This is a genomic window from Streptomyces sp. NPDC023573, from assembly GCF_055559735.1.
Genome location: NZ_JBVHKB010000004.1, coordinates 643,900 through 667,996 on the forward strand (window position 1 = coordinate 643,900; position 24,097 = coordinate 667,996).

Annotated in this window: 22 protein-coding genes; 13 read left to right on the top strand and 9 right to left on the bottom strand. The window is 72.5% G+C overall.

Features of this window, described 5'->3' with window-relative positions:
* Positions 1-27 precede the first annotated feature (27 nt).
* From cseC to ACZ32T_RS16950, 5 genes are all read right to left on the bottom strand, one after another.
* Complete coding sequence (gene cseC / locus ACZ32T_RS16930) at positions 28-1,350, bottom strand: two-component system sensor histidine kinase CseC (protein WP_467367566.1); 1,323 nt, start codon at positions 1,348-1,350, stop codon at positions 28-30.
* Entirely contained in the window at positions 1,347-2,057 is a 711-nt protein-coding gene (gene cseB / locus ACZ32T_RS16935; RefSeq protein WP_467269798.1) for a two-component system response regulator CseB, read from the bottom strand. Before cseB ends, cseC begins: the two co-directional genes overlap by 4 nt.
* 12 nt (positions 2,058-2,069) lie before the next feature.
* Complete coding sequence (locus ACZ32T_RS16940; protein ID WP_467269800.1) at positions 2,070-2,684, bottom strand: hypothetical protein; 615 nt, start codon at positions 2,682-2,684, stop codon at positions 2,070-2,072.
* A 74-nt stretch (positions 2,685-2,758) separates the two neighbouring features.
* Positions 2,759-3,343, bottom strand: a complete 585-nt coding sequence (locus ACZ32T_RS16945; RefSeq protein WP_467269802.1) for a SigE family RNA polymerase sigma factor — start codon at positions 3,341-3,343, stop codon at positions 2,759-2,761.
* Between the two features lie 182 nt (positions 3,344-3,525).
* Positions 3,526-4,428 carry an HhH-GPD family protein gene (locus ACZ32T_RS16950; RefSeq protein WP_467367568.1) on the bottom strand — a complete coding sequence of 301 codons (903 nt, stop codon included), beginning with the start codon at positions 4,426-4,428 and terminating at the stop codon, positions 3,526-3,528.
* A 262-nt stretch (positions 4,429-4,690) separates the two neighbouring features.
* Here ACZ32T_RS16950 and ACZ32T_RS16955 point away from each other — a divergent pair, with 262 nt between their 5' ends.
* On the top strand, positions 4,691-5,521 hold the full coding sequence (locus ACZ32T_RS16955; protein ID WP_467269835.1) for a hypothetical protein: 831 nt from the start codon (positions 4,691-4,693) through the stop codon (positions 5,519-5,521).
* Positions 5,522-5,613: 92 nt separating this feature from the next.
* Here ACZ32T_RS16955 and disA read toward each other — a convergent pair whose 3' ends face one another.
* Both disA and radA read right to left on the bottom strand, forming a co-directional pair.
* The gene (gene disA, locus ACZ32T_RS16960) at positions 5,614-6,738 is read right to left on the bottom strand and encodes a DNA integrity scanning diadenylate cyclase DisA (RefSeq protein WP_356713772.1); all 1,125 of its coding nucleotides are present in this window, start codon (positions 6,736-6,738) and stop codon (positions 5,614-5,616) included.
* Positions 6,739-6,818: 80 nt separating this feature from the next.
* Positions 6,819-8,231 (bottom strand): DNA repair protein RadA, encoded by a 1,413-nt coding sequence (gene radA / locus ACZ32T_RS16965; protein ID WP_104786887.1) that lies wholly within the window; start codon positions 8,229-8,231, stop codon positions 6,819-6,821.
* A gap of 186 nt (positions 8,232-8,417) precedes the next feature.
* Between radA and ACZ32T_RS16970 the strand changes: the two genes are divergently transcribed.
* Complete coding sequence (locus ACZ32T_RS16970) at positions 8,418-10,205, top strand: BACON domain-containing protein (RefSeq protein ID WP_467367570.1); 1,788 nt, start codon at positions 8,418-8,420, stop codon at positions 10,203-10,205.
* 121 nt (positions 10,206-10,326) lie between these two features.
* On the opposite strand, the gene ACZ32T_RS16975 is transcribed toward ACZ32T_RS16970, so the two are convergent.
* Positions 10,327-11,169, bottom strand: coding sequence for a DUF3109 family protein (locus ACZ32T_RS16975; protein ID WP_467269809.1), 843 nt, complete (start codon positions 11,167-11,169; stop codon positions 10,327-10,329).
* Positions 11,170-11,201: 32 nt separating this feature from the next.
* Between ACZ32T_RS16975 and ACZ32T_RS16980 the strand changes: the two genes are divergently transcribed.
* The 5 genes from ACZ32T_RS16980 to ilvD all read left to right on the top strand — a co-directional run bounded on the left by ACZ32T_RS16980 (position 11,202) and on the right by ilvD (position 17,110).
* A complete protein-coding gene (locus ACZ32T_RS16980) occupies positions 11,202-12,149 on the top strand; it encodes a Ppx/GppA family phosphatase (protein WP_467269811.1) in 948 nt (315 codons plus the stop codon).
* An 83-nt stretch (positions 12,150-12,232) separates the two neighbouring features.
* Positions 12,233-13,057, top strand: coding sequence for a sugar phosphate isomerase/epimerase family protein (locus ACZ32T_RS16985; protein WP_356713768.1), 825 nt, complete (start codon positions 12,233-12,235; stop codon positions 13,055-13,057).
* Complete coding sequence (locus ACZ32T_RS16990) at positions 13,054-13,677, top strand: TetR/AcrR family transcriptional regulator (protein ID WP_467269812.1); 624 nt, start codon at positions 13,054-13,056, stop codon at positions 13,675-13,677. The genes ACZ32T_RS16985 and ACZ32T_RS16990 overlap by 4 nt, the downstream gene beginning before the upstream one ends.
* Before the next feature lie 245 nt (positions 13,678-13,922).
* Positions 13,923-15,113, top strand: coding sequence for a PQQ-like beta-propeller repeat protein (locus ACZ32T_RS16995; protein WP_467269836.1), 1,191 nt, complete (start codon positions 13,923-13,925; stop codon positions 15,111-15,113).
* A gap of 146 nt (positions 15,114-15,259) precedes the next feature.
* The gene (ilvD, locus tag ACZ32T_RS17000; RefSeq protein WP_467269813.1) at positions 15,260-17,110 is read left to right on the top strand and encodes a dihydroxy-acid dehydratase; all 1,851 of its coding nucleotides are present in this window, start codon (positions 15,260-15,262) and stop codon (positions 17,108-17,110) included.
* 30 nt (positions 17,111-17,140) lie between these two features.
* Here ilvD and ACZ32T_RS17005 read toward each other — a convergent pair whose 3' ends face one another.
* Entirely contained in the window at positions 17,141-19,291 is a 2,151-nt protein-coding gene (locus tag ACZ32T_RS17005; RefSeq protein ID WP_467367603.1) for a serine/threonine-protein kinase, read from the bottom strand.
* Between the two features lie 123 nt (positions 19,292-19,414).
* Between ACZ32T_RS17005 and ACZ32T_RS17010 the strand changes: the two genes are divergently transcribed.
* The 6 genes from ACZ32T_RS17010 to proC all read left to right on the top strand — a co-directional run bounded on the left by ACZ32T_RS17010 (position 19,415) and on the right by proC (position 23,655).
* Complete coding sequence (locus ACZ32T_RS17010) at positions 19,415-19,747, top strand: SH3 domain-containing protein (protein ID WP_467269815.1); 333 nt, start codon at positions 19,415-19,417, stop codon at positions 19,745-19,747.
* A gap of 34 nt (positions 19,748-19,781) precedes the next feature.
* The gene (locus ACZ32T_RS17015; protein WP_467367572.1) at positions 19,782-20,336 is read left to right on the top strand and encodes a hypothetical protein; all 555 of its coding nucleotides are present in this window, start codon (positions 19,782-19,784) and stop codon (positions 20,334-20,336) included.
* 51 nt (positions 20,337-20,387) lie between these two features.
* The gene (locus tag ACZ32T_RS17020; RefSeq protein ID WP_467269819.1) at positions 20,388-21,158 is read left to right on the top strand and encodes a class I SAM-dependent methyltransferase; all 771 of its coding nucleotides are present in this window, start codon (positions 20,388-20,390) and stop codon (positions 21,156-21,158) included.
* A 64-nt stretch (positions 21,159-21,222) separates the two neighbouring features.
* Complete coding sequence (locus ACZ32T_RS17025) at positions 21,223-22,017, top strand: ABC transporter ATP-binding protein (protein ID WP_467269821.1); 795 nt, start codon at positions 21,223-21,225, stop codon at positions 22,015-22,017.
* Positions 22,014-22,772 carry an ABC transporter permease gene (locus ACZ32T_RS17030; protein WP_467367574.1) on the top strand — a complete coding sequence of 253 codons (759 nt, stop codon included), beginning with the start codon at positions 22,014-22,016 and terminating at the stop codon, positions 22,770-22,772. The genes ACZ32T_RS17025 and ACZ32T_RS17030 overlap by 4 nt, the downstream gene beginning before the upstream one ends.
* Before the next feature lie 64 nt (positions 22,773-22,836).
* A complete protein-coding gene (gene proC / locus ACZ32T_RS17035; protein ID WP_467269840.1) occupies positions 22,837-23,655 on the top strand; it encodes a pyrroline-5-carboxylate reductase in 819 nt (272 codons plus the stop codon).
* Positions 23,656-24,097: the final 442 nt, after the last annotated feature.

A 24,097-nucleotide genomic window follows, 5' to 3' on the forward strand; every position in this document is an offset into this window, starting at 1 on the left:
TCCCTCCCGGGGCCCGCCCCCGTCCCGTCAGCCCGGTTCCGCCTGCCGCAGGACGGGGAAGCTCCCGGTGTTCGTCGGCGCGTGCTCGGGCAGCCACAGCACGGCGACCGCACCCCCGGTGTCCCCGCCCCCGCCGGGCCCCGCGTTGCGGAACGTCAGCCTCGCCCCCAGCACCCGCGCCTGCCCCGCGGCGATGGTCAGCCCCAGGCCGTGTCCGCGCCCGGCCCTGTCACTGCTCCCCGTACGGAACCGGCTCGGCCCCTCCCGCAGCAGCGCCTCGGGGAACCCGGGCCCGTGATCGCGGACGCGCACCACCCGGCCCTCGACCGTGACCTCGACCGGGGCCGCCCCGTGCTTGGCGGCGTTCCCCAGCAGATTGCCCAGGATGCGTTCCAGCCGCCGCGGATCCGTGGACACCCAGGACTCGTGCACCACACGCACCGTGATCTCCGGATCCAGCAGCCGGACCCGCCGGCTGACGAATTCGCCGAGCTGCAGCTCCTGGAGCTCGGCACGCTCCGACGCACCGTCCAGCGTGGCCACCTCCAGGACGTCCTCGACCAGGGTCCGCATCGCCTGCGCCCGGTCCCGTACGAGCTCGGTGGGCCGCCCCGGCGGGAGCAGCTCGGCCGCCGTGAGCAGCCCGGTCACCGGAGTACGCAGCTCGTGCGCGATGTCGGCGGTCACCCGGCGCTCCGCCTCGATCCGCTCGTTCAGCGCGTCCGTGAGCGCGTCCACCGCCCGGGCCAGCTCGTCGGTCTCGTCCCGTACGACCCCGCCGACCGCCTCCCGCACGCGCACCTCCGTATTGCCCTGGGCGACCTTGCCCGCCGCTGCCGCCGCCTTGCGTAGCCTCCGGGACAGCTGGCCGCCGATCAGGACCCCCAGCGCGCAGCCGCCGAAGACGACGGAGACCGAGCCGATGATCAGGGCCCTGTCCAGGTCGCCCATGATCGTGGCGCTGCGGTCGGCGAAGCGGGTGTGCAGGGACAGGACGTCACCGTTGGCCAGCGGGACGGCCGCCCAGACGTCGGGCACCCCGTCGTCGTACTCGTCGACATGGGTGGCGCGCCGGTTGTCCCGGATCCGGCTGCGCAGGCTCGCCGGCAGCGACGGGTCGTTGATCTTCGCGCCGAACTTCGGCGACGGCTTCTTCGTGTTCGTCGCCTCGTACAGCCGCTGGGCGAACAGCAGCCGCTCCAGCTGCACCTCGCGCGCGTTCTCCAGCATCGAGACACGGGCGGCGTTGTGGACGACGAGGCTCAGCGCCAGCGCGATGAGCGCGCCGACCGCGGCGATCGCGATGCTGATCTTCCAGCGGACACCGGTCCGCAGCGCCAGCCGCCTCATGCGCGCAGCTTGTAGCCGAAGCCGCGGACCGTCTCGATCCGGTCCTGGCCGATCTTGGTGCGCAGCCGCTGCACATGGACGTCGACGACGCGGGTGTCCCCGCCCCAGCCGTAGTCCCAGACCCGCTCCAGCAGCCGGTCCCGGGAGAGCACGGTGCCGGGCGCCGAGGAGAACTCCAGCAGGAGCCGCATCTCCGTCGGCGTCAGACCCACGTGTGCGCCCCCTCGGCGTACCTCCATGCCCTCCGTGTCGATCTCCACGTCACCGAAGACCAGCACTCCGCCCGCCTCGTCCTGGCCGCCACCTGCCCCGTCGGGTGTCCGGCCCGTGCCGGCGGCGTGGCCGAAGCGCCGCAGCACGGCGCGGATGCGGGCGACGAGCACCGCCCCGTCGAACGGCTTGGTGACGTAGTCGTCGGCCCCCGCCTCCAGGCCGAGCACCACGTCGATCGCGTCGGCGCGCGCCGACAGCATGATCACGGGGACGGTCGACTCGTCGCGGATGCGCCGGCACAGACTGACCCCGTCGAGACCCGGCACCATCACATCGAGCAGCGCGATGTCCGGACGGTCCGTCCGGAAGGCCTCCAGGCCCAGCAGGCCGTCGGGCACCGCGGTGACCGTGAAGCCGACCCGCTCCAGTGCGAGCTGGGTGGCCTCACGGATGACGTCGTCGTCCTCGACGAAGAGGACATGGGTATCGGCCATTGCGGGCGGCTCTCAGTTCTGCGCCGTCTGCGGTGCGGGAAGTGCGCCCTCCCCGCTGCCGACGGCCCGGTTGAAATCGTTGTGCACCCGGTCGGTCTCGGTGAACCGGCCCGCGGACCAGTGGTACGTGATGACGTCCTCGCCCGAGGGGTACACGACCGAGTCCTTCGACCCGTACACCTGCGTCGTCACGACCAGGTCCCCCCGGTCGATGGTGCTGTACACCGCGGGCACCTCGGCGGCGAAGACGTTCCCGTACGAACCGTCCTCCCGCCGCTGGTAGACGTACGTCCCGACCCCCACCGAGTCACCGCAGGTCATCACGTTGACCACGACATCGCTCTCCGGGCCGCCGGTGAGCGAGCCGTACGAGGTGTCGACCGGGTACTCGTCGCCGGTGCAGGGCTTCAGGTCGTCCTTGAGCTGCCGGCTCACCTTCGGGTCGCCCTTGACGAGCATCACGGCGTTGACCCGGGGGGAGGGCTTCGCCGTCCCGCTGGGCGCCGCCGCCCTCGACGGGGTGGCCCGGGCGACCTGCTGGGTGTTCGCCGGGCCCTCGTCCCGCGTGCCCGTGCCGCCGGCCGAACAGCCGGCGCACAACAGCCCGAAGGCGGCGAGCCCGGCCACTGCCGTGCTCCCCGCCGCGAGGCCGCCGCCCCGGAGTCTTCCGCGGCCGGGCCTCCTGCCCTCTCTGAAGCCCGTCAGGCCGCGCACCGCTCCCGCCCCCGCTCGTCGTGACGCCCGTTCCGCTGCGAGGGTATCCGCGCCGGTGTCTCCTCGGCCTCGCGGCTCCGGGCCGCACGGTCCTCCAGCTCCTGGCGCAGACGCGCCAGAGCGCGGTGCAGCGTGCTCTTCACCGTGCCGGCGGACATGCCGAGGGCCGCGGCGGTCTCCTCCGTGCTCATCTGCTCCCAGTGTCGCAGCACGACGACGCTGCGCTGCTTCGGAGCCAGCACCCCGAGGACGTCCACGAGCAGGGCGCGGTCGGCACGCTGCTCGGCGCCGTCGTCGACGCTCGCGTCGGGGAGCTGCTCGGTGGGGACCTCGTCGAGCTTGCGGGCCCGCCACCACTCCGTACGCGTATTGATCATGACGCGGCGCAGATAGGCGTCGGCGAGGGACTTGTCCGCGATGCCGTCCCAGCGGCCGAAGGTGCGCACCAGGGCGGTCTGGAGCAGGTCCTGCGCGTCCACGGGATCGGGAACGAGACGCCGTGCACTGCGCAGCAGCGCGTCCTGCCGGGTCCGTACGTACTCCTCGAAACCGAGCACCTCGCCCTGAGCCATTACAACCGCCTCCGTCCCCGTGGATCCCCGTGTACCGCCGTCGGCCGGGTGGTCCCGTCCGACGTCCGGTGACGTTACGGAGGCGTTGTCACGAGGGTGTGCGGAGCAGCCGTAGGCGGACGCACGGCTGTCCATCGGTTGTGTAACAGCCGCTGGACAGCCCGGTCCGCCGGAGCGCGCGGTCAGGTCAGGGGCAGCCGGTACCGGCCGTTCGCCAGGGGCTCGACCAGGCCGTCGGCGACGAGCCCGTCCAGGGCGCGCGCCCGCTGCACGGGCTCCTCCCACACCGCGTCCAGCGCCGACTGCGGCACCGGTGTGACCGCGTCCCGCAGCACCGCGAGGAGCCGCCCCCTGACCTGCCGGTCCGTGCCGGCGTACGTCTGGCCGCGGCGCGGCGGACCCTGGTGGGCGGGCTTGCCCGCCAGCCGCCAGGCGCACTGACCGGCGATCGGGCAGCGCGTGCAGTCCTCGTTCTTCGCGGTGCACACGAGTGCGCCGAGCTCCATCGTGGCCGCCGCCCAGCTCGCGGCGCGCTCGTCCTCCTCCGGGAGCAGTGCGCGGGCGAGCTTGCGCTCGGCCGCGGTGGTCGCGTTCGGCGGGTACTGGATGCCGGTGGCGGCCCGGGCGAACACCCTGCGGACGTTCGTGTCCAGCACGGCGTGACGCTGCCCGTACGCGAACGAGGCCACGGCCGCGGCCGTGTACTCCCCGATCCCGGGCAGTGCGAGCAGCTGGCCGTGCTCGCTCGGCACGTCGCCGCCGTGGCGTTCCGTTATCGCCTGCGCGGCCCCGTGCAGCCGGAGCGCACGCCGGGGGTAGCCGAGCCGGCCCCAGGCGCGGACGGCTTCGCCCGGTGCGTCGGCGGCCAGGTCGGCCGGGCGCGGCCAGCGGGCCATCCACTGCTCGTAGACCGGCAGGACTCGGTTCACCGGGGTCTGCTGGAGCATGAACTCGCTCACCATCACACCCCAGGCACCCGCATCGGGGCGGCGCCAGGGCAGATCGCGTGCGTGCTGCTCGAACCACCCGATGACGGGGGTATGGAGGGAGGCGGGGGGCGTCTGTGTCGTAGTCGTGGCAGTCATCGCACCCCCGATCCTGGCACGGAAGGCGGGACATCGTGCACGGCAACGGGGGTGTCGGCCCGGCCGAGCGCTCAGGGAGTGATAACGCCACCCGTTCTGACCCTTCGAGCGGGGCGTACGGGGGCCGAGCCGGTGCAAAGCGGACGGAAGCGCCCCGGTAACGGCCGCTCCAGGATGATGATCAGGAAAACTTGTCGATCAGAGCGGCGGTTGGGGGCCGGAGTTGGCCTGGATCTCTCGTACAGTTCGGTCCGTGGGTTCTATGCGCAATCCGGTCGGGCCGCTTCCCTCCAGCATCTACTGGCGACGGAGAACAGTAGCGGTGCTGGTGATCGCGCTGCTCGCGGCCCTGGTCGCCTGGGCTGTCACCTCGGGTGGCGGCAGCGGCGGCGGGCAGGACGACGGGAAGCCCGGAGGCGCCGGCCCCGCCCCGTCGATCACCCCCGGGCCTTCGAGTTCCGGCCCGGTCACCGGCCAACCCCCCGGCGGACGCGACGAGTCGGACGACTCCGGTGCGGCCGCGGGCTCCGGGTCGGGCGGCGGGAGCACCGGGACAGGGACGGGCGGTGCCGGAGGGGCGGACACCGGCGGGGGCACGGGCGCGGGCACCGCGGGATCGGGCGGCTCCGCGTCGGGCGCCGGAACCGGCGGCAGCACGGGTGGGCAGCAGGTACCCGCCGGATCACCGCTCCCCAAGTGCACGCCCTCCGTCCTGCAGTTGAGCCTGAAGACGGAGATCAGCTTCGGACCCGACGACAAGCCGGAATTCCGGCTGAGCGCCAGGAACACCTCGGCTGCCGACTGCAAGGCCGACTTCGGCCCGAAGAGCGCTGTGCTCACGGTCACCGAGGCCGGCGAGGACGACGAGCAGGTGTGGTCCTCCAAGGACTGCCCGAAGCCCGGCGGCGCCCTCTTCCTGCGGGTCCCGGCGGGAGCGACGGTCGTCCACATCGTGGAGTGGGACCGCAAGGGGAGCGCGCCCTCGTGCGCGACACCGCCCGTCCGGTCCGCGGGGCCGGGGACCTACCTGCTGGAGGCCGAGGTCCCGGGCGAGACCGTCCAGCGCGCCTCGTTCGTCCTGGCCAAGGACTGACGGCGCGGCGGCCGGTCCCCACCGGGACCGAACGCCGCAGGGCCCCGCCGGACGACGTTCCGGCGGGGCCCTGCGGCGTTCGGTCGGAAGGTCTAGACGTACCGCTCCAGGATCGAGGACTCCGCGAGCCGCGAGAGGCCCTCCCGGACGCTCCGCGCCCGCGCCTCGCCCACTCCGTCCACGGCCTGGAGGTCGTCCACGCTCGCGGCGAGCAGCTTCTGCAGGCCGCCGAAGTGCTCCACCAGCCGCTCGATGATCGCCCCGGGAAGCCGCGGCACCTTCGCCAGCAGCCGGAACCCGCGGGGGGAGACAGCCGAGTCCAGCGTCTCCGGCGAGCCGCTGTAGCCCAGTGCCCGTGCCACCACGGGAAGTTCGAGCAGCTCGGTGTGGGTCAGGGTGTCCAGCTCGGCCAGCGCCTCCGGGACCGTACGGGACCGCTTCGCGGTGGGCTCGGGCACGTAGTCGCGGACGACCAGCTCGCGCTCCGGCTCCACGCCCGCGATCAACTCGTCCAGCTGGAGGGCCAGGAGGCGGCCGTCGGTGCCCAGCTCCACGACGTACTCGGCGATTTCGGTCGCGATGCGGCGCACCATCTCCAGCCGCTGCGAGACGGCCGTCACGTCCCGGACCGTGACCAGGTCCTCGATCTCCAGCGCGGAGAGCGTCCCGGCGACCTCGTCCAGCCTGAGCTTGTACCGCTCCAGGGTGGCGAGCGCCTGGTTGGCGCGGGACAGGATCGCGGAGGACTCCTCCAGGACCCGCCGCTCCCCGTCCACGTACAGCGCGATCAGGCGCATCGACTGGGAGACCGACACCACGGGGAAGCCGCAGGCCTTGGAGACCCGGTCAGCCGTGCGGTGGCGGGTGCCCGTCTCCTCGGTGGGGATGGAGGCGTCCGGGACCAGCTGCACACCGGCCCGGAGGATCTTCGTCATGTCCTTGTCGAGGATCATCGCGCCGTCCAGCTTGCACAGTTCACGCAGGCGCGTCGCGGCGAAATCCACGTCGAGCACGAAACCGCCGGTGCACATGGATTCGACGGTCTTGTCCATGCCGAGGACGATCAGTCCGCCGGTGTTGCCGCGGAGGATGCGCTCCAGACCGTCGCGGAGGGCCGTTCCGGGCGCGACCGCGCTCAACGAGGCGCGCATCAGCGCCTCGTTCCCCGTGCCTTGGCCGGACTTTCCGGGCGATGCTGCCCGGTCGTTGGCTGCCACTGCACTCCTCCGGTCACAGGTCGGCGGTGCCCTTGCGTCCCTCGTACCGTTCGTACGGGCGGGCGAGACCAGGGCAAAGTCTACCGGCGTGCGCCGTCCTCCTGTGGTCCGTCCGGCCGAGAGCGGCGGGGAAGGACTCTCAGAGCGTCGCCCATGTCGGCCACTTCTGTGACCTTCATACCGGCCGGGACCTGTCCAGGGTCCCTCGGAACCAGGGCGTGCTTGAACCCGAGACGGTACGCCTCCGCCAGCCTGCGCTGGACCCCGGTCACCCTTCTGACCTCCCCGGCGAGGCCCACCTCACCGATCGCGACGAGGTTCTTCGGCAGCGGTGTGTCGCTCGCCGCACTGGCGAGTGCCAGGGCGATGGCGAGATCCGCGGCCGGTTCGGTGAGCTTCACGCCGCCCACCGTCGCGCTGTAGATGTCCCGCTTGCCGAGGGCGCTGATCCGGCCCCGCTGTTCGAGGACGGCCAGCATCATCGAGACCCGGGAGGTCTCCAGGCCGGAGGTGGTGCGCCGGGGCGAAGGGATCTGCGAGTCGACCGTCAGCGCCTGCACCTCGGCGACGAGCGGCCGCTTGCCCTCCAACGTGACCGTCAGACAGGTGCCGGGGACGGGCTCGTCACGGCGGGTGAGGAAGAGCCCCGAGGGGTCGGCCAGCCCCGTGATGCCCTCGTCGTGCAGCTCGAAGCAGCCGACCTCGTCCGTGGCGCCGTAGCGGTTCTTGACGCCTCGCACGAGCCGGAGGCGGGCGTGCCGGTCGCCCTCGAAGGACAGCACCACGTCGACGAGGTGCTCCAGGAGGCGGGGGCCCGCGATCGCGCCGTCCTTGGTCACGTGGCCCACCAGGAGCGTCGACATGCCGCGCTCCTTGGAGGCCCTGATGAGCGCGCCCGCGACCTCGCGGACCTGCGCCATGCCGCCGGGCGCGCCGTCGATCTCCGGCGAGGCGACGGTCTGCACGGAGTCGAGGACGAGAAGCGACGGCTTGACCGCGTCCAGATGCCCCAGGACCGCCGAGAGGTCGGTCTCGGCGGCCAGATACAGGTGATCGTTGATCGCCCGGATGCGGTCGGCCCGCATGCGCACCTGGCTGGCGGACTCCTCGGCCGTGACGTAAAGGGTGCGGTGGTCGTCGCTCGCCGCCTTGGCGGCCACGTCCAGCAGCAGCGTCGACTTGCCGACGCCCGGCTCGCCCGCGAGCAGCACGACGGCGCCGGGGACGAGCCCCCCGCCGAGCACGCGGTCCAGCTCTCCGACCCCGGTCGAGCGGGCGGTGGCCTGCCGGCTGTCGACCTGGCCGATCGGCACCGCGGCGGTGGAGACCCGGCCGGCCGCCGTCGTCCGGACCGCGGGGGCGCCGCCGAACTCCTCGACTGTCCCCCAGGCCTGGCACTCGGGACAGCGGCCGAGCCATTTGGCCGTCGTCCAGCCACATTCGGTGCAGCGGTAGGACGGGCGGTCCTTCGCGGATTTCGTACGGGCAGCCATGGCGTCACCGTATAGGTGGGGTCTGACAGCTCCGGTCATGGGCGCGGTGGTCGAACGTGTGCCCGATGCGGCAATTCTGCCGGAATCCGGGATTCCCGTCCCCTTTCGAGGGAGACCGTCACCCGTAAGGATTAAATGCAGGAAAGTGCTGTCAGGGCCCCGCACCTGTCTGCCTACGGTCGCCCCGTGACGAGCAGCAGGCTGGAGACCCCCACACATCCCACCGGCGCACACCGGGCGCACCGCCGCGCCGCCCGCTCTTCGGCGCAGCGGTCGTCCGCGCGGTACGAGCCGTATCTCGACGGCCTGTTCACGTACTGCCTCTCCGTGCTCTGCGACCACGAGGCGGCCACCGAGGCGCTCGGCTCGGTCCTGGCCATCGCCGAGCGGCAGGACGGCCGGTGCCCCGCGGCCGAGGAGGAACGTAAATCCTGGCTGTACGCCCTGGCCAGATGGACGTGCCTGCGGGCGCTCACCGAACAGCGGCGGGGCCGCCAGGCGCACCGGCGCACGCCGCACACACCGCGCACGCCCCGCGAGGGCGGCCGGGCGTCCCGTCGCCGGCCCGCCCACGCGCCGGAGGAGGCCCCCGCCCCCGACCGCCCCACGGAGTCACCGGTGGCCGAGGCGCACCGGCGTGAGCTCGCGCAGCTGGCCTGGCCCGAGGCCGCGGGCACCACCCCCGAGCAGCGTGAGGCGCTGGAACTCGCCGTGCGCCACGGGCTCACCCCACGCGCCGTCGCCGCCGTCCTCGGACTCGACCCCGGCAGCGCCAGGGAGCTCCTGGCGGGCGCCGCCTGCGAGGTGGAGCGCACCCGCGCGGCCCTCGCCGTCGTGGAGACGGGCGACTGCCCTTCCGTCGCCCGTCTCACCGGCGCCCATCAGGTGCTGCTCTCGGCGGCCCTGCGCCGGGAGCTCGTCCGGCACGTCGACGACTGCCCCCGCTGCCGCCGCGCCGCCGAGCGGGCCGGGGCGGCCGGCCCCTGGCCCGGCGCGACGGTCACCCCGGCCACCGCGCTGCCGGTCGTCGAGGCGCCCCGCCCCTCGGTGCACGTCGCCCTGACCCATGCCCGGCGCTCCCGGTCCGGGGCCCCGCGCTTCGGCCGGACCGGTTTCCCGCTGGACCCCAAGGACCACGCGGCGCGCCGGGACCGGCTGCGCGCCCGGGTCGTGACCACGACGGTCGTCGCGACCGTCGTCGCCGCCCCGGTGATCGCCCTCTGGGCCGCCTACCGTGGTGCGCCGCTGACCGGCGAGGGCCGCGACACATCGGTCACGGCGACGGACGTGGACGGCGAACCGAGCCCCGACGGCGATCCGTACGACCACTACGAGAACGCCGGCAACGCCCGCCCCGACGGGCACGACGGCTTCGCGGAAGGCACCGGGAGCCCGGACGTCTCGGCCGAAGTCATCAGCGTGGGCGCCGGCCCGGACGAAGCGTCCTCGCTCGCGGTCTCGGCCCGCTCGCACGGCAGCCGTACGACGATCACTCTCACCGCGACCGGCGACGAGACCGTCGTCTGGTCGGCCCGGGCGGACGCCCCGTGGCTGCGCCTCAGCCGTACGTCCGGCACGGTCGCGCCGGGCCGGAGCGTCAGCCTCCATGTCTTCGTGAACGGTGCGGCCGAGCCCCGGGGGCCGTGGAGCGCGCGTGTGCTGTTCGCCCCGTCCGGGTCCGCGGTCGCGATCACCGGCTACGGGGCCACGGCCCCACGCCCCGGCGGTCCGTGGCCGTCACCGGATCCGTCGTCCGGGCCCCCGAGCCCCACCCCGTCCTCCCCGGCCCCCTCGGAGCCGACCCCCGGTCCCACAGCGCCCACGGACCCCACCGGTCCGCCGGACCCCACGCCCACGCCGACGGATCCGCCCACCGACGGACCGGGCTCTCCCGGCCCCACCCCGGCACCCTCCGACGGCGCCACGGAGCCCGGCGCCACGGAGCCCGGCGAGCCCTCCGGGCCCGCCGGCTGACGCGGACGGCGCCCCGGTGCGCGGCGGAACGTTTGTGCGCCGCACACCAGGACGCCGCACACCAGGACGCCGCACACCGGGACGCCGTGAGGGAGCGGAAGCCGCCCCCGCAGGGCCTGCCTCAGGCCGGATCGGCCGGATGCGGCGCCATCGGCAGCAGCGACGCCAGCCGCTGCTCGCAGAGCTCGACCAGCCGGTCGTAGGCCTCCTTGCCCATCAGCTCGGTGAGCTCGGGCCGGTACGACACGTAGACCGGGTCGCCGGCCCCGTGCGCGGACGTCGCCGAGGTGCACCACCAGTGCAGATCGTGACCGCCCGGGCCCCAGCCCCGCCGGTCGTACTCCCCGATGGAGATCTGGAGCACGCGCGTGTCGTCGGGCCGTTCGATCCAGTCGTACGTACGCCGGACAGGCAGCTGCCAGCACACGTCCGGCTTGGTCTCCAGCGGCTCCTTGCCCTCCTTGAGGGCCAGGATGTGCAGCGAACAGCCCATGCCGCCCGCGAAGCCGGGGCGGTTCTGGAAGATGCAGGAGCCCTCCCAGCGCCGCGTCTGGCGCTCGCCGTCCTCGTCGACCCCGACCCAGCCGGTCCCGGTGCCGACATCGTGGAACTGCCACAGTTCCGGTGTGAGCCGTGCCACGTGCCCGGCGACCCGCTTCTCGTCGTCCTCGTCCGAGAAGTGCGCGCCCAGCGTGCAGCAGCCGTCGTCCGCCCGGCCCGCCTGGATTCCCTGGCAGCCGCTGCCGAAGATGCAGGTCCACCTGGACGTCAGCCAGGTCAGATCGCAGCGGAAGACCTGCTCGTCGTCGGCGGGGTCGGGGAACTCGACCCAGGCCCGCGCGAAGTCCAGCCCCTTCTCGTCGGGCCCGTCCGGCCCCGTTGCTTCCGGCTGCTGCATCTCCCGCTTCACCTTCGGCTGCTTCTTCGTGGCTTTGTCCGGCTTCGCCTTTTTCGTCTTTGGCACATGCCCAGAGTAAGCCGCAGTAGCGTTCCCGTATGAGACTCGGAGTCCTCGACGTGGGGTCGAACACGGTGCATCTGCTGGTCGTCGACGCGCATCGCGGCGCCCGCCCGCAGCCGGCCCACTCGCACAAGGCGGAACTGCGGCTCGCCGAACTCCTCTCCCCGGACGGGGCGATAGGCCGTGAGGGCGTGGACCGCCTGGTGACGACGGTCGCCGACGCCCTCCAGGCAGCCGAGGACAAGGGCTGCGAGGACGTGTTGGCGTTCGCCACCTCCGCCGTGCGTGAGGCGAGCAACGCCGACGAGGTGCTGGCCCGCGTGCGGGACGAGACGGGTGTCACCCTCGCCGTCCTCAGCGGCGAGGAGGAGGCCCGGCTGACCTTCCTGGCCGCCCGCCGCTGGTTCGGCTGGTCCGCCGGGAAGCTGCTCGTCCTGGACATCGGCGGCGGCTCGCTGGAGGTCGGCTACGGCCTGGACGAGGAGCCCGACGCCGCCGTCTCCCTGCCCCTGGGTGCCGGCCGGCTCACTGCGGCCTGGCTCCCGGGCGACCCGCCCGACGCGACGGACGTACGTGCTCTGCGCCGCCATGTCCGCGCGGGGATCGCCCGCAGTGTCGGCGAGTTCACCCGGCTGGGGCGGCCCGACCACGTCGTGGGGACCTCCAAGACGTTCCGGCAGCTCGCCAGGATCACGGGCGCCGCCCGTTCCGCCGAGGGGCTGTACGTCCAGCGTGTCCTCACCCGCAAGGCCCTGGAGGAGTGGGTGCCGAAGCTGTCCGCGATGACCGTGGAGCAGCGGGGGAACCTGCCCGGCGTCACGGAGGGGCGTGCCGCCCAGCTCCTGGCGGGCGCGCTCGTCGCCGAGGGCGCGATGGACCTGTTCGAGGTCGAGGAGCTGGAGATCTGCCCCTGGGCGCTGCGCGAGGGAGTCATCCTGCGCCGGCTCGACCACCTGCCCGCGGAGCAGGCCGCCCTGGCCTGATCCCGGCGGTCGCTCCTCATGGGCCTCGTCACTTTCAGCCGGGCTCCCTCGGACTCGCGTACCGCTGCCCGTACGCTGTCCACGTGGCAGAACCAGTGGTGCGCATCCCGGATGCGAAGGTCGCCCTGTCGACGGCCTCGGTCTATCCGGAGTCGACGGCGACGGCCTTCGAGATCGCCGCACGCCTGGGCTACGACGGTGTCGAGGTCATGGTCTGGACCGACCCCGTCAGCCAGGACATCGAGGCGCTGCAGCGGCTGTCGGACTATCACCAGGTGCCGATCCTGGCCGTGCACGCGCCCTGTCTCCTGATCACCCAGCGGGTCTGGTCCACCGACCCCTGGGTGAAGCTCCAGCGGGCCAGGGCCGCGGCGGAGAAACTCGGCGCCTCGGCGGTGGTGGTCCACCCGCCGTTCCGGTGGCAGCGGAACTACGCCCGGGACTTCGTCTCCGGCATCTGGCGCATGGCGGACGAGACCGACGTGCGGTTCGCGGTGGAGAACATGTACCCGTGGCGCTACCGGGACCGCGAGATGCTCGCCTACGCCCCCGCCTGGGACGTCAGCAACGACGACTACCGGCACTTCACCGTGGACCTCTCGCACACCTCGACCGCGCGCACCGACAGCCTCGCCATGGTGGACCGGATGGGCGACCGGCTCGCCCACGTGCACCTGGCCGACGGCAAGGGATCGGGCAAGGACGAGCACCTGGTGCCCGGCCGGGGCGACCAGCCGTGCGCGGAGCTGCTGGAGCGGCTGGCCCGTACGGGCTTCGACGGCCATGTGGTCATCGAGGTCAACACCCGCCGTGCCATGTCCTCGGCCGAGCGCGAGGCCGATCTCGCGGAGGCGCTCGCCTTCACCCGGCTCCATCTGGCGTCGCCGGCGCGGACGCCCCGCCCGTGACCCCCGGCGCCGACGGCCCGTCGCCCCGGCGCAGGGGCCGCCCCTCCCGCACGGCGGGCACCACCGGCCCCGACGCCAGGACCCGGATCCTGGAGGCGGCCCGCAAGGAGTTCGCCGAACGCGGCTACGACAGGACGACGGTCCGGGGCATCGCCAGGGCGGCGGACGTCGACGCGGCCCTCGTCCACCACTACTTCGGTACGAAGGACGAGGTCTTCGCCGCGGCCATCGAGGTCTCCTTCGAGCCCGCGCTCGTCATCCCCACGCTCCTGGGCGGCCCCTCGGAGGACCTGGGGGAGCGGCTGGCCCGGTATTTCATCGGCGTGTGGGAGAACCCGGCCTCCCGGGCACCGCTCCTGGCGATCCTGCGCTCCGCGCTCACCCACGAGGCGGCGGCGAAGGTTCTGCGCGGCTTCGTGCTGCGCCGCCTGCTGGAGCGGATCGCGGCGGAGCTGGACGTGCCCGACCCGACCTTCCGCGCCGAGCTCGCGGCCTCGCACATGATCGGTATCGCGATGCTGCGCTACGTCATCCGGGCGGAGCCCCTGGCGTCCGCGGACCCGGAGAAGATCATCGCGATGGTGGCCCCCGCGCTCCAGCGGTACCTGGGCGAAGGGTGACCCGGGTCCTGCCCGTGTGACGGCTGTGCCGGTCGCATCACAACGATGTTCCGAGTCGGTACCGGCACCGGCCGTGGCCGGATCCGGATGGTTGGCTGTCCGGGATCATGCGAGCCGGACGCACACGGCGTGCACAACGTACGGGGGAGACGATCATGAGCGGATCGATCAGGGGCGGACGGGGACAGGGCGGGCCGTCGGACGGCGGCAGGGCTGCCACCGTGGAGCGCAGACGGTTCCTGCGGCTGGCCGGCGCGGGTCTGGGCGTCGTGCTGGCCGGAGCGGTGACGACCGCGTGCGGGCCGGAGGAGGCCGACGCCTCCGGCGGCAACACCGGGGGTCCGAAGCCCGGCGGCAGCGGCAAGGGCGGCGGCGACGCTTTCACGACCCCTCCCGCAGGAACCGCCCCGCGCGCCCTGTGGCAGGAGAAGACCGACGTGGGCACCCTCGGAAACCACGAGGTGCTCGCCGTCGTGGGCGATGTCGTGCTGGTCGCCGGTGACCCCCTGGTGGGCCGGGACCTCGCCACCGGCAAGGAGCTGTGGTCGCTGCCGGGCGCCGCCCAGCCGGGCGCGCGGCTGATCATGGGCGGGGACACGCTCTACCTGGCCAGCGGGAAGTACGACGGTGACCTCGTGGGGCTCGACCCGGCCACGGGCAAGGAGACATGGCGCAGCCGCCTGGAGGGGCGGTACAGCCAGCCCCGGCCCATCGGCGCCGACACCGGACGCGTGTACGTGATCGCGGGCATTCTGGAGAAGGACCTCAGCTCCCGGACCAATGTGATCGCCGCCATCGACGTGCGTACCGGCAAGGCCGTCTGGAGCGAGAAGCGGGACACCGGGACCGACGAGTCCGGGCTCACCTCCGCGGTGCTCGGCGACCGCCTCGTCTACACCGACCTCCGCAAGAACCTCACCGTCCGCGACACCGCGACCGGGCGGCAGTTGTGGACGAAGAAGATCAGCAGGGCCAACTTCGAGAGGATCGCCGTCCACGACGGAGCGGTGGTCGTCTCGGACGGGCGGCACCTGCGCTCCTTCGGCGTGGACGACGGCGCCGAGCGCTGGGCGCTGAAGACCGAGGAGTTCGACACGTTCAACGGGCCGACCGTCCTCGACGGGGTGATCTACGCCTCGGACAGCGCCCACGCCCTGTGGGCCGTCGACCCCGCCACCGGCAGGAAGCTGTGGCACAACCCCGACGACCTGCGCGAGGTATCGGTCCCGCTCCAGTTCGCCAAGGTGGGGGACACTCTGTACGGGGCGACGGAGTTCGGCAAGGACGGCGGCGTCCAGGCGTACGGCGCGCGGGACGGCAAGCTCCGCTGGACTTTCGGCGACGGTGCGGGCACCGAGCAGTGGTACGTGGCCGCCGGCGGCAAGCGGCTGGCCGCGCTGCACGCCGAACGCCTGACGGCGCTGCCGGCGGTGTGACGCGCGGGGCGACCCCGGCCGGGTGAAACGGCCTCCGCTGACCACCCGTTGAGCATCACATCCCGCATTCCGGACGGTGTGTCCAGATCTTGGCACGGGAGGCGTACGCTCGGAGACAGTCTTTTCTGTCGAAGGAGCGAGAGACGATGCCCCAGCTGAGGTCCCGCACTGTCACCCACGGCCGCAACATGGCGGGCGCCCGCGCCCTTATGCGGGCGTCCGGCGTAGCCAGTGAGGACATCGGTAAGCCCATCATCGCGGTCGCCAACTCCTTCACCGAGTTCGTCCCGGGCCACACCCACCTCGCCCCGGTCGGCCGGATCGTCTCCGATGCGATCAAGGCGGCGGGCGCGGTGCCCCGCGAGTTCAACACGATCGCGGTGGACGACGGCATCGCCATGGGACACCAGGGCATGCTCTACAGCCTGCCCTCCCGCGACCTCATCGCGGACAGCGTCGAATACATGGTCGAGGCCCACTGTGCCGACGCCCTGATCTGCATCTCCAACTGCGACAAGATCACCCCCGGGATGCTGATGGCCGCGATGCGCCTCAACATCCCCACGGTGTTCGTCTCCGGCGGTCCGATGGAGGCCGGAAAGGCCACCCTCGTCGACGGCACGGTCCGCAAGCTGGACCTGGTCAACGCGATCAGCGACGCGGTCGACGAGAGCATCTCCGACGAGGACATCCTCCGCATCGAGGAGAACGCCTGCCCCACCTGCGGCAGCTGCTCCGGCATGTTCACGGCCAACTCGATGAACTGCCTGACCGAGGTCCTCGGCCTCTCCCTCCCCGGCAACGGCTCCGTCCTCGCCACGCACACCGCCCGCAAGGCGCTGTACGAGGACGCCGGCCGCACGGTCGTCGAGATCACCAAGCGCTACTACGAGCAGGACGACGAGACCGTCCTGCCGCGCGCCATCGGCACCCGCGCCGCGTTCGACAACGCCATGGCGCTGGACATCGCCATGGGCGGCTCGACCAACACGATCCTGCACCTGCTCGCAGCGGCCGAGGAGGCCGAGCTGGCGTACGACCTCGACGACATCAACGCTGTCTCGCGCCGCGTGCCCTGTCTGTCGAAGGTCGCCCCCAACGTCGCCCCCGGCGGCACGTACTACATGGAGGACGTCCACCGGGCGGGCGGCATCCCCGCCCTCCTCGGTGAGCTGCACCGTGGCGGTCTGCTCAACGAGGACGTGCACTCGGTCCACTCCGACACCCTCGCCGAGTGGCTGAAGAACTGGGACGTCCGCGGCGGCTCCCCGTCGCCCGAGGCCGTCGAGCTCTGGCACGCGGCCCCGGGCTGCGTCCGCAGCGCCACCGCCTTCTCGCAGTCCGAGCGCTGGGACACCCTGGACCTGGACGCCGCGGGCGGCTGCATCCGCGACCTGGAGCACGCGTACTCCAAGGACGGCGGTCTGGCGGTCCTCAAGGGCAACCTCGCCGTGGACGGCTGCGTCGTGAAGACGGCCGGCGTCGACGAGTCGATCTGGACCTTCGAGGGCCCGGCCGTCGTCTGCGAGTCGCAGGAGGACGCCGTCGACAAGATCCTCCGCAAGGAGATCAAGGACGGCGACGTCGTCGTCATCCGTTACGAGGGCCCGCGCGGCGGCCCCGGCATGCAGGAGATGCTCTACCCGACGTCCTTCCTGAAGGGCCGCGGCCTCGGCAAGACCTGCGCGCTCGTCACCGACGGACGGTTCTCCGGCGGCACGTCGGGCCTGTCCATCGGCCACGCCTCGCCCGAGGCGGCCTCCGGCGGCACGATCGCGCTGGTCGAGGACGGGGACCGGATCCGGATCGACATCCCGAACCGCTCGATCGAGCTGCTCGTCCCGGACACCGAGCTCACCACCCGCCGCGAAGCGCTGAACGGCGTGTACGCCCCGAAGAACCGCGACCGCAAGGTCTCGGCAGCCCTGCGCGCCTACGCCGCGATGGCCACGAGCGCCGACCGCGGCGCGGTCCGCGACGTCACCAAGCTCGGCTGACCTTCCCGGCCCCCGGCCCCGTTCCTGGTCTCACCAGTGGGCGGGGTCGTCCGCGTCCACGGCGAAGACGGACCCGTCCGGCGCGGTGCCGATGACGCTCCGTCCCAGGACGACCGGGGCGGGCAGGGACGACGCGTGGCTGAGCTTCCCGTCCCTCAGCCGGGGGCGCGTCTGGCCGAGCAGCGTCCCGCGCTCCGTGTCGACGGCGAGCAGCCGCCCGTCCGCGGCGGAGAAGTAGAGCCGGCCGCCCGCTCCGACGACCGGTGCCGAGGTCGTGCTGACGGCCGTCTCCAGCCGCCACCGCTCGGCCGGCCCGGCGCCCGGGCCGACATCGACGGCCAGCAGCGTCCCGCCGCGCTCCAGGAGCAGGGCCGTGTCCCCGTCCACCACGGTCTCCGGCCCGTCCATCCGGAAAGGCAGTGCGACGCGCGTCGCTCGCCGCAGCACCGGGTCGTAGCGGACGAGCCCCGTGGTCTGCGCCTTCTCGTTCATCGAGGTGAGCAGGAGCGCTCCGTCCGACGTCCCGGCGGGGGTGAGCATCCCGTCCAGCCTGCGCTGCCACGCCGTCTCGCCGGTCTTCGTCCTGATGGCCGTGACCAGCGTGGTGGCCCCGTCCGCCGAGCCCTCGAAGGCGTAGGCGAGGCCGGTCCGCGGATCGTGGAGCCCGTAGCCCGGACTCACATGACCCGGGACGGCGCGCCGCCACCGGGACGCGCCGGTCGCCGCTTCGAGCGCCTGGAGCGACCCGTCCCGGCGGACCGTCAGCAGGGCGTCCCCGGCCGGGAACGGCGCGTCGAGGTACGCGGAGAGATCCTTGCGCCAGAGCTGCGTGCCCTCACCGGGTGAGTACGCCCGGACCTCATCGCCCGCCACGACGGTGTAGGCCACGCTCCCGGACACCGCGCCCGCGGGGCCCGGGCCCCCTGACCCCTTCGACGACGTGTCCCGGTGCGACCAGACCGGCCGGCCGTCCGACGGATCCAGCCGGGCCGTGCCGTAGCCGGCGCAGACGCAGTACAACTCCGCGGCCGGCCCCGAGGCGCAGGACGGTGTGGAGCCGCCGCGCGACATCAGCGGCGTCTGCCACGGTACGAAGGCCGCCGCACCCCCCTTCTCCGCGCCGGTCCCCGCCTCCGGCGCGCCGGAGCCGCCCCCGGCCGCCCAGAGGCCTCCGGCCACCAGCACCGCTGCCACGGCGACGGCCGCTGTGCCGTACCGCCTGCGACGGCCCTTCACCGACACCGCGACGTCCGGCAGCCCGTTCGCCACCCGCACATGCGTCGTGCCCTCGTCCGCGTCCACGGACTCGGCGGCCACCGGCTTGCGCTGGACGGGTATGAAGGCGGCGGCCTCGTACGACGGAGGGTGCAGCGCCGACATGATCTCGTCCGGGGTGGGGCGCTCACCGGGGTCCTTGGCGAGGCAGCGTCCCACCAGCGGCGCGAGGTCCGCCGGTACCCCCGCCAGGTCGGCCTCGTCGTGCACCACCTGGTAGGCCACGAGGTACGGACTGTCCGAGTCGAAGGGCCCCCGCCCCGTCGCAGCGTGGACCAGGACCGCTCCCAGCGCGAACACGTCCGCCGCCGGACCGACCTCGCGGGGCCGCTGGAACTGTTCGGGCGCCATGTAGGGCGGCGAGCCGATCAGCTTGCCCGTCTCCGTGCGGAGATCACTGTCGTACGGCCTGGAGATACCGAAGTCGATGACCTTGGGCCCGGAGTCCGGGAGCAGCACGTTGCTCGGCTTGAGATCCCGGTGGATGACACCGGCGCGGTGGATGTCGCGCAGTGCCTCGGCGAGGCCGGCCGTGAGCCTGCGGAGCTCGGCGGGGCTCATCGGCCCGTTCCGCTTGACCTGCGCGGCGAGCGTCGGGCCGGGGACGTACAGGGTGGCCATCCACGGCAGCGCAGCCCCCGGATCGGCATCCACGACCGGAGCGGTGAACGCGCCGCTGACCCGCCGGGCGGCCGCGACCTCCTGCCGGAAACGCGCCCTGAACTCAGGGTCCGCGGCGTGCTGGCGGTGCACCACCTTCACCGCGAGCTGCAGCCCGGAGGGGGAGCGCGCCAGGTGTACGACACCCATGCCGCCCGCTCCGAGACATGCTTCGAGCCGGTACTGCCCGGCGTAATCAGGATGCTCCGCTTCCGGATGTGATCCGGTCCCTCGCAGCGGCGGCATCGCCCACCCCCGTGTGTTCGTGCGCAAGCGCGACGCACGGAGCCTAGTCGATGGTGCGTGCGAGGAACGTGGGGCTTGTTAGCCTGCGCGTCACACGCATCGCTTTCAACGGGGGAGGCCCTCATGGGTGTTGAAGAGAACGCCGTCACCACAGTCACCACGGACGAGCCGGATGCCGCGGGGGAGGTGACGACGCTCGCCGCGAGCGCCGTCGTCTACCCGATCGCTCCCGGCTACCGCGTCAACGTCCGCAGGGGTCCCGGGACGCAGTACGGGATCGTCCGGACGCTGCCGTACGGGATGAGCGTCCCGGTGTACTGCCAGAAGCCGGGGGAGCGGGTGTCCGGTCCGTACGGCACGTCGAACCTCTGGGACAACATCGCCAACGGGCAGTTCGTCTCGGACGCCTATGTCAAGACAGGCAGTGACGGCTACATCGCTCCGCGCTGCGACTGACGGAAGAGACGCGCGGCCGGGGATAATCGATTCCGTGAGCGAGAACAGCGAAGCCCCCGGAACACCCTCGGCCGCGCCTTCGGGCTCCACCGCACCAGGGCCGCGGCCCGAACCCCTCCGCTTCTTCGGCACGACCTGGGTCGGCCACGACGGGGGATACGGGTTGCGGCGCGTAGGCGCCACCCTCGGCTCGCTCGTCGCGGCCGTGGCCGGGTGCCTCGTCCTGCGCTTCGCCTACCAGGGCCTGGAGATCGCCGAGGTCGGCAGCCTCGTCGGCATGCTCGTCGTCCTGATGTTCGCGGTCTGCAGCGCCATCGCCTTCCGCAAGACCTGGGAGGGCTTCACGCGGCGCCCCGCCGACCCGTCCCACGAGGACAGGCTGCGCGGCCTCAAGTCCATCGGCTTCATCGGCTCGCTGCTCGCCTACTTCATCCGCTCCTTCCAGGAGGCACCGGGCGAGAAGCTGCGACGCACCGAGTACGAGACGGCACTCGACCGGTACACGAAGCGCCGCTCCTCGCGGACCGGTAACCCGGCGGCCCGGAAGAACGCCAAGGGAGCCAAGGGAAAGCGCTCCGGCCGCAGGTAGAGCTGACGCGTTCCACTCCCGCGTGCGCCGGGGGGCGCGCACGATGAACGCATGACCGCATCCACGTCCCGCGCCCTCTCCTTCGACAGCGCCGCCGCCCGGTACGCCGCCGCGCGCCCCAGCTATCCGCCCGTACTCCTGGACACGGTCGAGGAGCTGGCCGGCCGTCCCCTCAAGGGCGCCCGCACCGTCGACGTCGGCGCGGGTACGGGCATCGCCACCCGCTTGCTGCACGACCGGGGCGCCCTGGTCACCGCCGTCGAGCCGGGCCCCGGCATGGCCGAAGAGCTGCGCCGGTCACTGCCGTCCGTCCCCGTGGTGCGGGGCGACGGCAACCGCCTCCCTCTCGCCGGCGCGTCGGCCGACCTGGTCACCTACGCACAGTCCTGGCACTGGACCGACCCTGCCCTGTCCCTGCCCGAAGCACTCCGCGTGCTGCGTCCCGGGGGTGTGCTGGCGCTCTGGTGGAACGTCGCCGACGCATCCGTCCCCTGGATCGCCGCCCAGGACATCCGGCTGCGCCGTCACTTCGGCACGGACGACAGCGCCCACGGCACCCCGGGCGGCGCCGGCTCACAGAACCTCGGGCAGCTGCCCGGCGGCGAGTTCACGCAGCGGCTGCTGCCGTGGTCCCGGACCGTGCCGATCGGCCTGCATCTCGAGAACCTCGCCAGCCACTCCGCGTTCCTCGTGCGCGGCGCGGCCGGAGAGGCGTCCACCCGCCAGTTCCTGGACGAGGAGCGCGGGCATCTGGCCGCCGCGTTCCCCGACGGCACCGTCGAGGAGCGTTACGTGGTCGAAGTCGCCCTGCTGGTCCGCTGACAGCCCGGTCCGGGTGTGCCGCCTCCCTTGACGCGGCACACCTGGCAGGATCAATATTCATCACATGATGAATTCTCTGCGTGGAGCGGACGCGGGGGCCGTCGAGGCACGCGCCCTCACCGTCGTACGAGGAGGCCGCACCGTCCTGCGCGGCCTCGACTTCACCGTCGAGCCGGGCAGGATCACCGGCCTCCTCGGCCCGTCCGGCTGCGGCAAGTCCACGCTCATGCGGGCCGTCGTCGGCACCCAGGCCAAGGCCACAGGCACACTCGACGTCCTCGGCCGCCCCGCAGGCCACCCCTCCCTGCGGGCCCGCGTCGGCTACGTGACCCAGGCCCCGTCGGTCTACACGGACCTCACCGTGCGGCAGAACCTGGACTACTTCGCGGCCGTGCTCCAGCCGGGCCGCGCCCACCGGACCGACCGGGCGGAAGCGGTCACCCGCGCCATCGCCGACGTCGACCTCACCCGCCACGCCGACGCACTCGCCGGCACCCTCTCCGGCGGCCAGCTCAGCCGCGTCTCCCTCGCCGTCGCCCTGCTCGGCACCCCCGGACTCCTGGTCCTCGACGAGCCGACCGTCGGCCTCGACCCCGTGCTGCGCCGTGATCTGTGGGACCTCTTCCACACCCTCGCCGCCGACCGCGGCACCACGATCCTCGTCTCCTCCCACGTCATGGACGAGGCCGAACGCTGCCACCGGCTGCTGCTCATGCGCGAGGGCGCGATCCTCGCCGACGACACCCCCGACGCCCTCCGCACCCGTGCCGGCTCCGCCACCGTCGAAGAGGCCTTCCTCCACCTGGTGGACGAGGCCGCCGCGGACGAGGCGGCCACCCGCCAGGAGACGACCCGATGAGCACAGAGACCCCCGCACTCTCCCCGGCCCGCACCCTCGCCACCGCAGGCCGCGTCCTGCGCCAGCTCCGCCACGACCCCCGCACCGTCGCGCTCCTGCTGATCGTCCCGGTCCTGATGATCACGCTGCTGCGCTACGTCTTCGACGCGGACGCCGGGACCTTCGACGCCATCGGCGCCTCGCTGCTCGGCATCTTCCCGCTGATCACGATGTTCCTGGTGACCTCGATCGCCACCCTCCGCGAACGCACCTCCGGCACCCTCGAACGCCTCCTCGCCATGCCCCTCGGCAAGGGCGACCTGATCGCCGGATACGCGCTGGCGTTCGGGGCCGTCGCAGTCGCCCAGTCGCTGCTGGCCACCGCGATGTCCGTATGGGTCCTCGGCCTGGACGTGGTCGGCTCCCCCTGGCTGCTGCTCCTGGTCGCCCTGCTCGACGCGCTCCTCGGCACGGCGCTCGGCCTCTTCGTCTCGGCCTTCGCCGCCTCGGAGTTCCAGGCGGTCCAGTTCATGCCCGCCGTGATCTTCCCGCAGCTGCTCCTGTGCGGACTGTTCACCCCGCGCGACCGGATGCACCCCGTCCTCGAGGCCGTCTCCGACGTCCTGCCGATGTCGTACGCCGTCGACGGGATGAACCAGGTCCTCACACACACCGACATCACCGCCGACTTCTACCGCGACATCCTGATCGTCGCCGGCTGTGCCCTGCTCGTTCTCTGTCTGGGCGCCGCCACCCTCCGTCGCCGCACCGCCTGACGGGCGCGGTGCGAGGATGGCGGCCAACGACGAGCACCGCGTACCGCGCGCCGCCACCCGGAGGATGAACCGCATGACCCAGACAGTCGCAGTCCTCGGTACAGGAAAGATCGGCGAGGCCCTGCTCAGCGGCATGATCCGGGCCGGCTGGAAAGCCCGCGACCTGCTGGTGACCACTCGCACCACCGAGCGCGCCGATAAGCTCCGCGCCCGTTACGGCGTCGAGCCCGTCACCAACGCCGAGGCCGCCAAGAACGCCGACATCCTCATCCTCGCGGTCAAGCCCCAGGACATGGGCAAGCTCCTCGACGAACTCGCCCCGCACGTCACCGCCGACCGGCTCGTCATCAGCGCCGCCGCGGGCATCACGACCGGATTCATCGAGGAAGGCCTCGCGGCCGGCACCCCTGTCGTACGCGTCATGCCGAACACCCCCGTCCTGGTCGACGAGGGCATGTCCGTCATCTCCGCGGGCACCCATGCCACCGCCGAGCACCTCGACCACGCCGAGGCGATCTTCGGCGGAGTGGGCAAGACGCTGCGGGTACCGGAGTCCCAGCAGGACGCGGCGACCGCGCTCTCCGGTTCGGGACCCGCGTACTTCTACTTCCTCGTCGAGGCGATGACCGACGCCGGCATCCTGCTCGGCCTGCCGCGCGCCCAGGCCCACGATCTGATCGTCCAGGCCGCCATCGGCGCGGCGGTCATGCTCCGGGACAGCGGCGAACACCCGGTCAAGCTCCGCGAGGCCGTCACCAGCCCGGCCGGAACGACCATCAGCGCCATCCGTGAACTGGAGAACCACGGAGTACGGGCCGCCCTCATCGCCGCGCTCGAAGCGGCCCGGGACCGGAGCCGGGAGCTGGCCACGGGCAACGGCTGACCAACGGGTCCCTTGCCGGCGACTCCCTCACGGAGGCGGGCAGGACGAGGGTTGACACGTCCTGCCCCGGTCCGTAGTGTGCTCCGAGTTGTCCGACGTGAGCCCCGGCCCCGGTCGGTCCCCGGACAGCCATTCCGCAGTAACCACTCGAAACGAACGACGTCTGTCGTGCGTTTTTACGTGCACACGTGCGAAATGAGGAATCAGCGTTCGAAGGCGACCCGATTAGCGTCGGGGCCGGGGATTCCGCTAAAGTCTCACTCGTCGGAACGGCCCAAGGGCCCGGAAGACAAACCCCGCTGACTGGGAATCAGGCCCGAAAGGATCTGATAGAGTCGGACTCGCCGGAAAGGGAAACGCGAAAGCGAAGAACTGGAAAGCGATTGAGCAGGAACCCGCTTCGGCCGGGAATCGGACACGAAAGAGTCTGATAGAGTCGGAA

Excerpts from the sequence above, each read along its gene's own strand:
- cseC (WP_467367566.1), bottom strand. The coding sequence starts at position 1,350 with ATGAGGCGGCTGGCGCTGCGGACCGGTGTCCGCTGGAAGATCAGCATC.
- cseB (WP_467269798.1), bottom strand. The coding sequence starts at position 2,057 with ATGGCCGATACCCATGTCCTCTTCGTCGAGGACGACGACGTCATCCGT.
- ACZ32T_RS16945 (WP_467269802.1), bottom strand. The coding sequence starts at position 3,343 with ATGGCTCAGGGCGAGGTGCTCGGTTTCGAGGAGTACGTACGGACCCGG.
- ACZ32T_RS16950 (WP_467367568.1), bottom strand. The coding sequence starts at position 4,428 with ATGACTGCCACGACTACGACACAGACGCCCCCCGCCTCCCTCCATACC.
- ACZ32T_RS16955 (WP_467269835.1), top strand. The coding sequence starts at position 4,691 with ATGCGCAATCCGGTCGGGCCGCTTCCCTCCAGCATCTACTGGCGACGG.
- radA (WP_104786887.1), bottom strand. The coding sequence starts at position 8,231 with ATGGCTGCCCGTACGAAATCCGCGAAGGACCGCCCGTCCTACCGCTGC.
- ACZ32T_RS16980 (WP_467269811.1), top strand. The coding sequence starts at position 11,202 with ATGAGACTCGGAGTCCTCGACGTGGGGTCGAACACGGTGCATCTGCTG.
- ilvD (WP_467269813.1), top strand. The coding sequence starts at position 15,260 with ATGCCCCAGCTGAGGTCCCGCACTGTCACCCACGGCCGCAACATGGCG.
- ACZ32T_RS17005 (WP_467367603.1), bottom strand. The coding sequence starts at position 19,291 with ATGCCGCCGCTGCGAGGGACCGGATCACATCCGGAAGCGGAGCATCCT.
- ACZ32T_RS17010 (WP_467269815.1), top strand. The coding sequence starts at position 19,415 with ATGGGTGTTGAAGAGAACGCCGTCACCACAGTCACCACGGACGAGCCG.
- ACZ32T_RS17020 (WP_467269819.1), top strand. The coding sequence starts at position 20,388 with ATGACCGCATCCACGTCCCGCGCCCTCTCCTTCGACAGCGCCGCCGCC.
- ACZ32T_RS17025 (WP_467269821.1), top strand. The coding sequence starts at position 21,223 with ATGATGAATTCTCTGCGTGGAGCGGACGCGGGGGCCGTCGAGGCACGC.
- ACZ32T_RS17030 (WP_467367574.1), top strand. The coding sequence starts at position 22,014 with ATGAGCACAGAGACCCCCGCACTCTCCCCGGCCCGCACCCTCGCCACC.
- proC (WP_467269840.1), top strand. The coding sequence starts at position 22,837 with ATGAACCGCATGACCCAGACAGTCGCAGTCCTCGGTACAGGAAAGATC.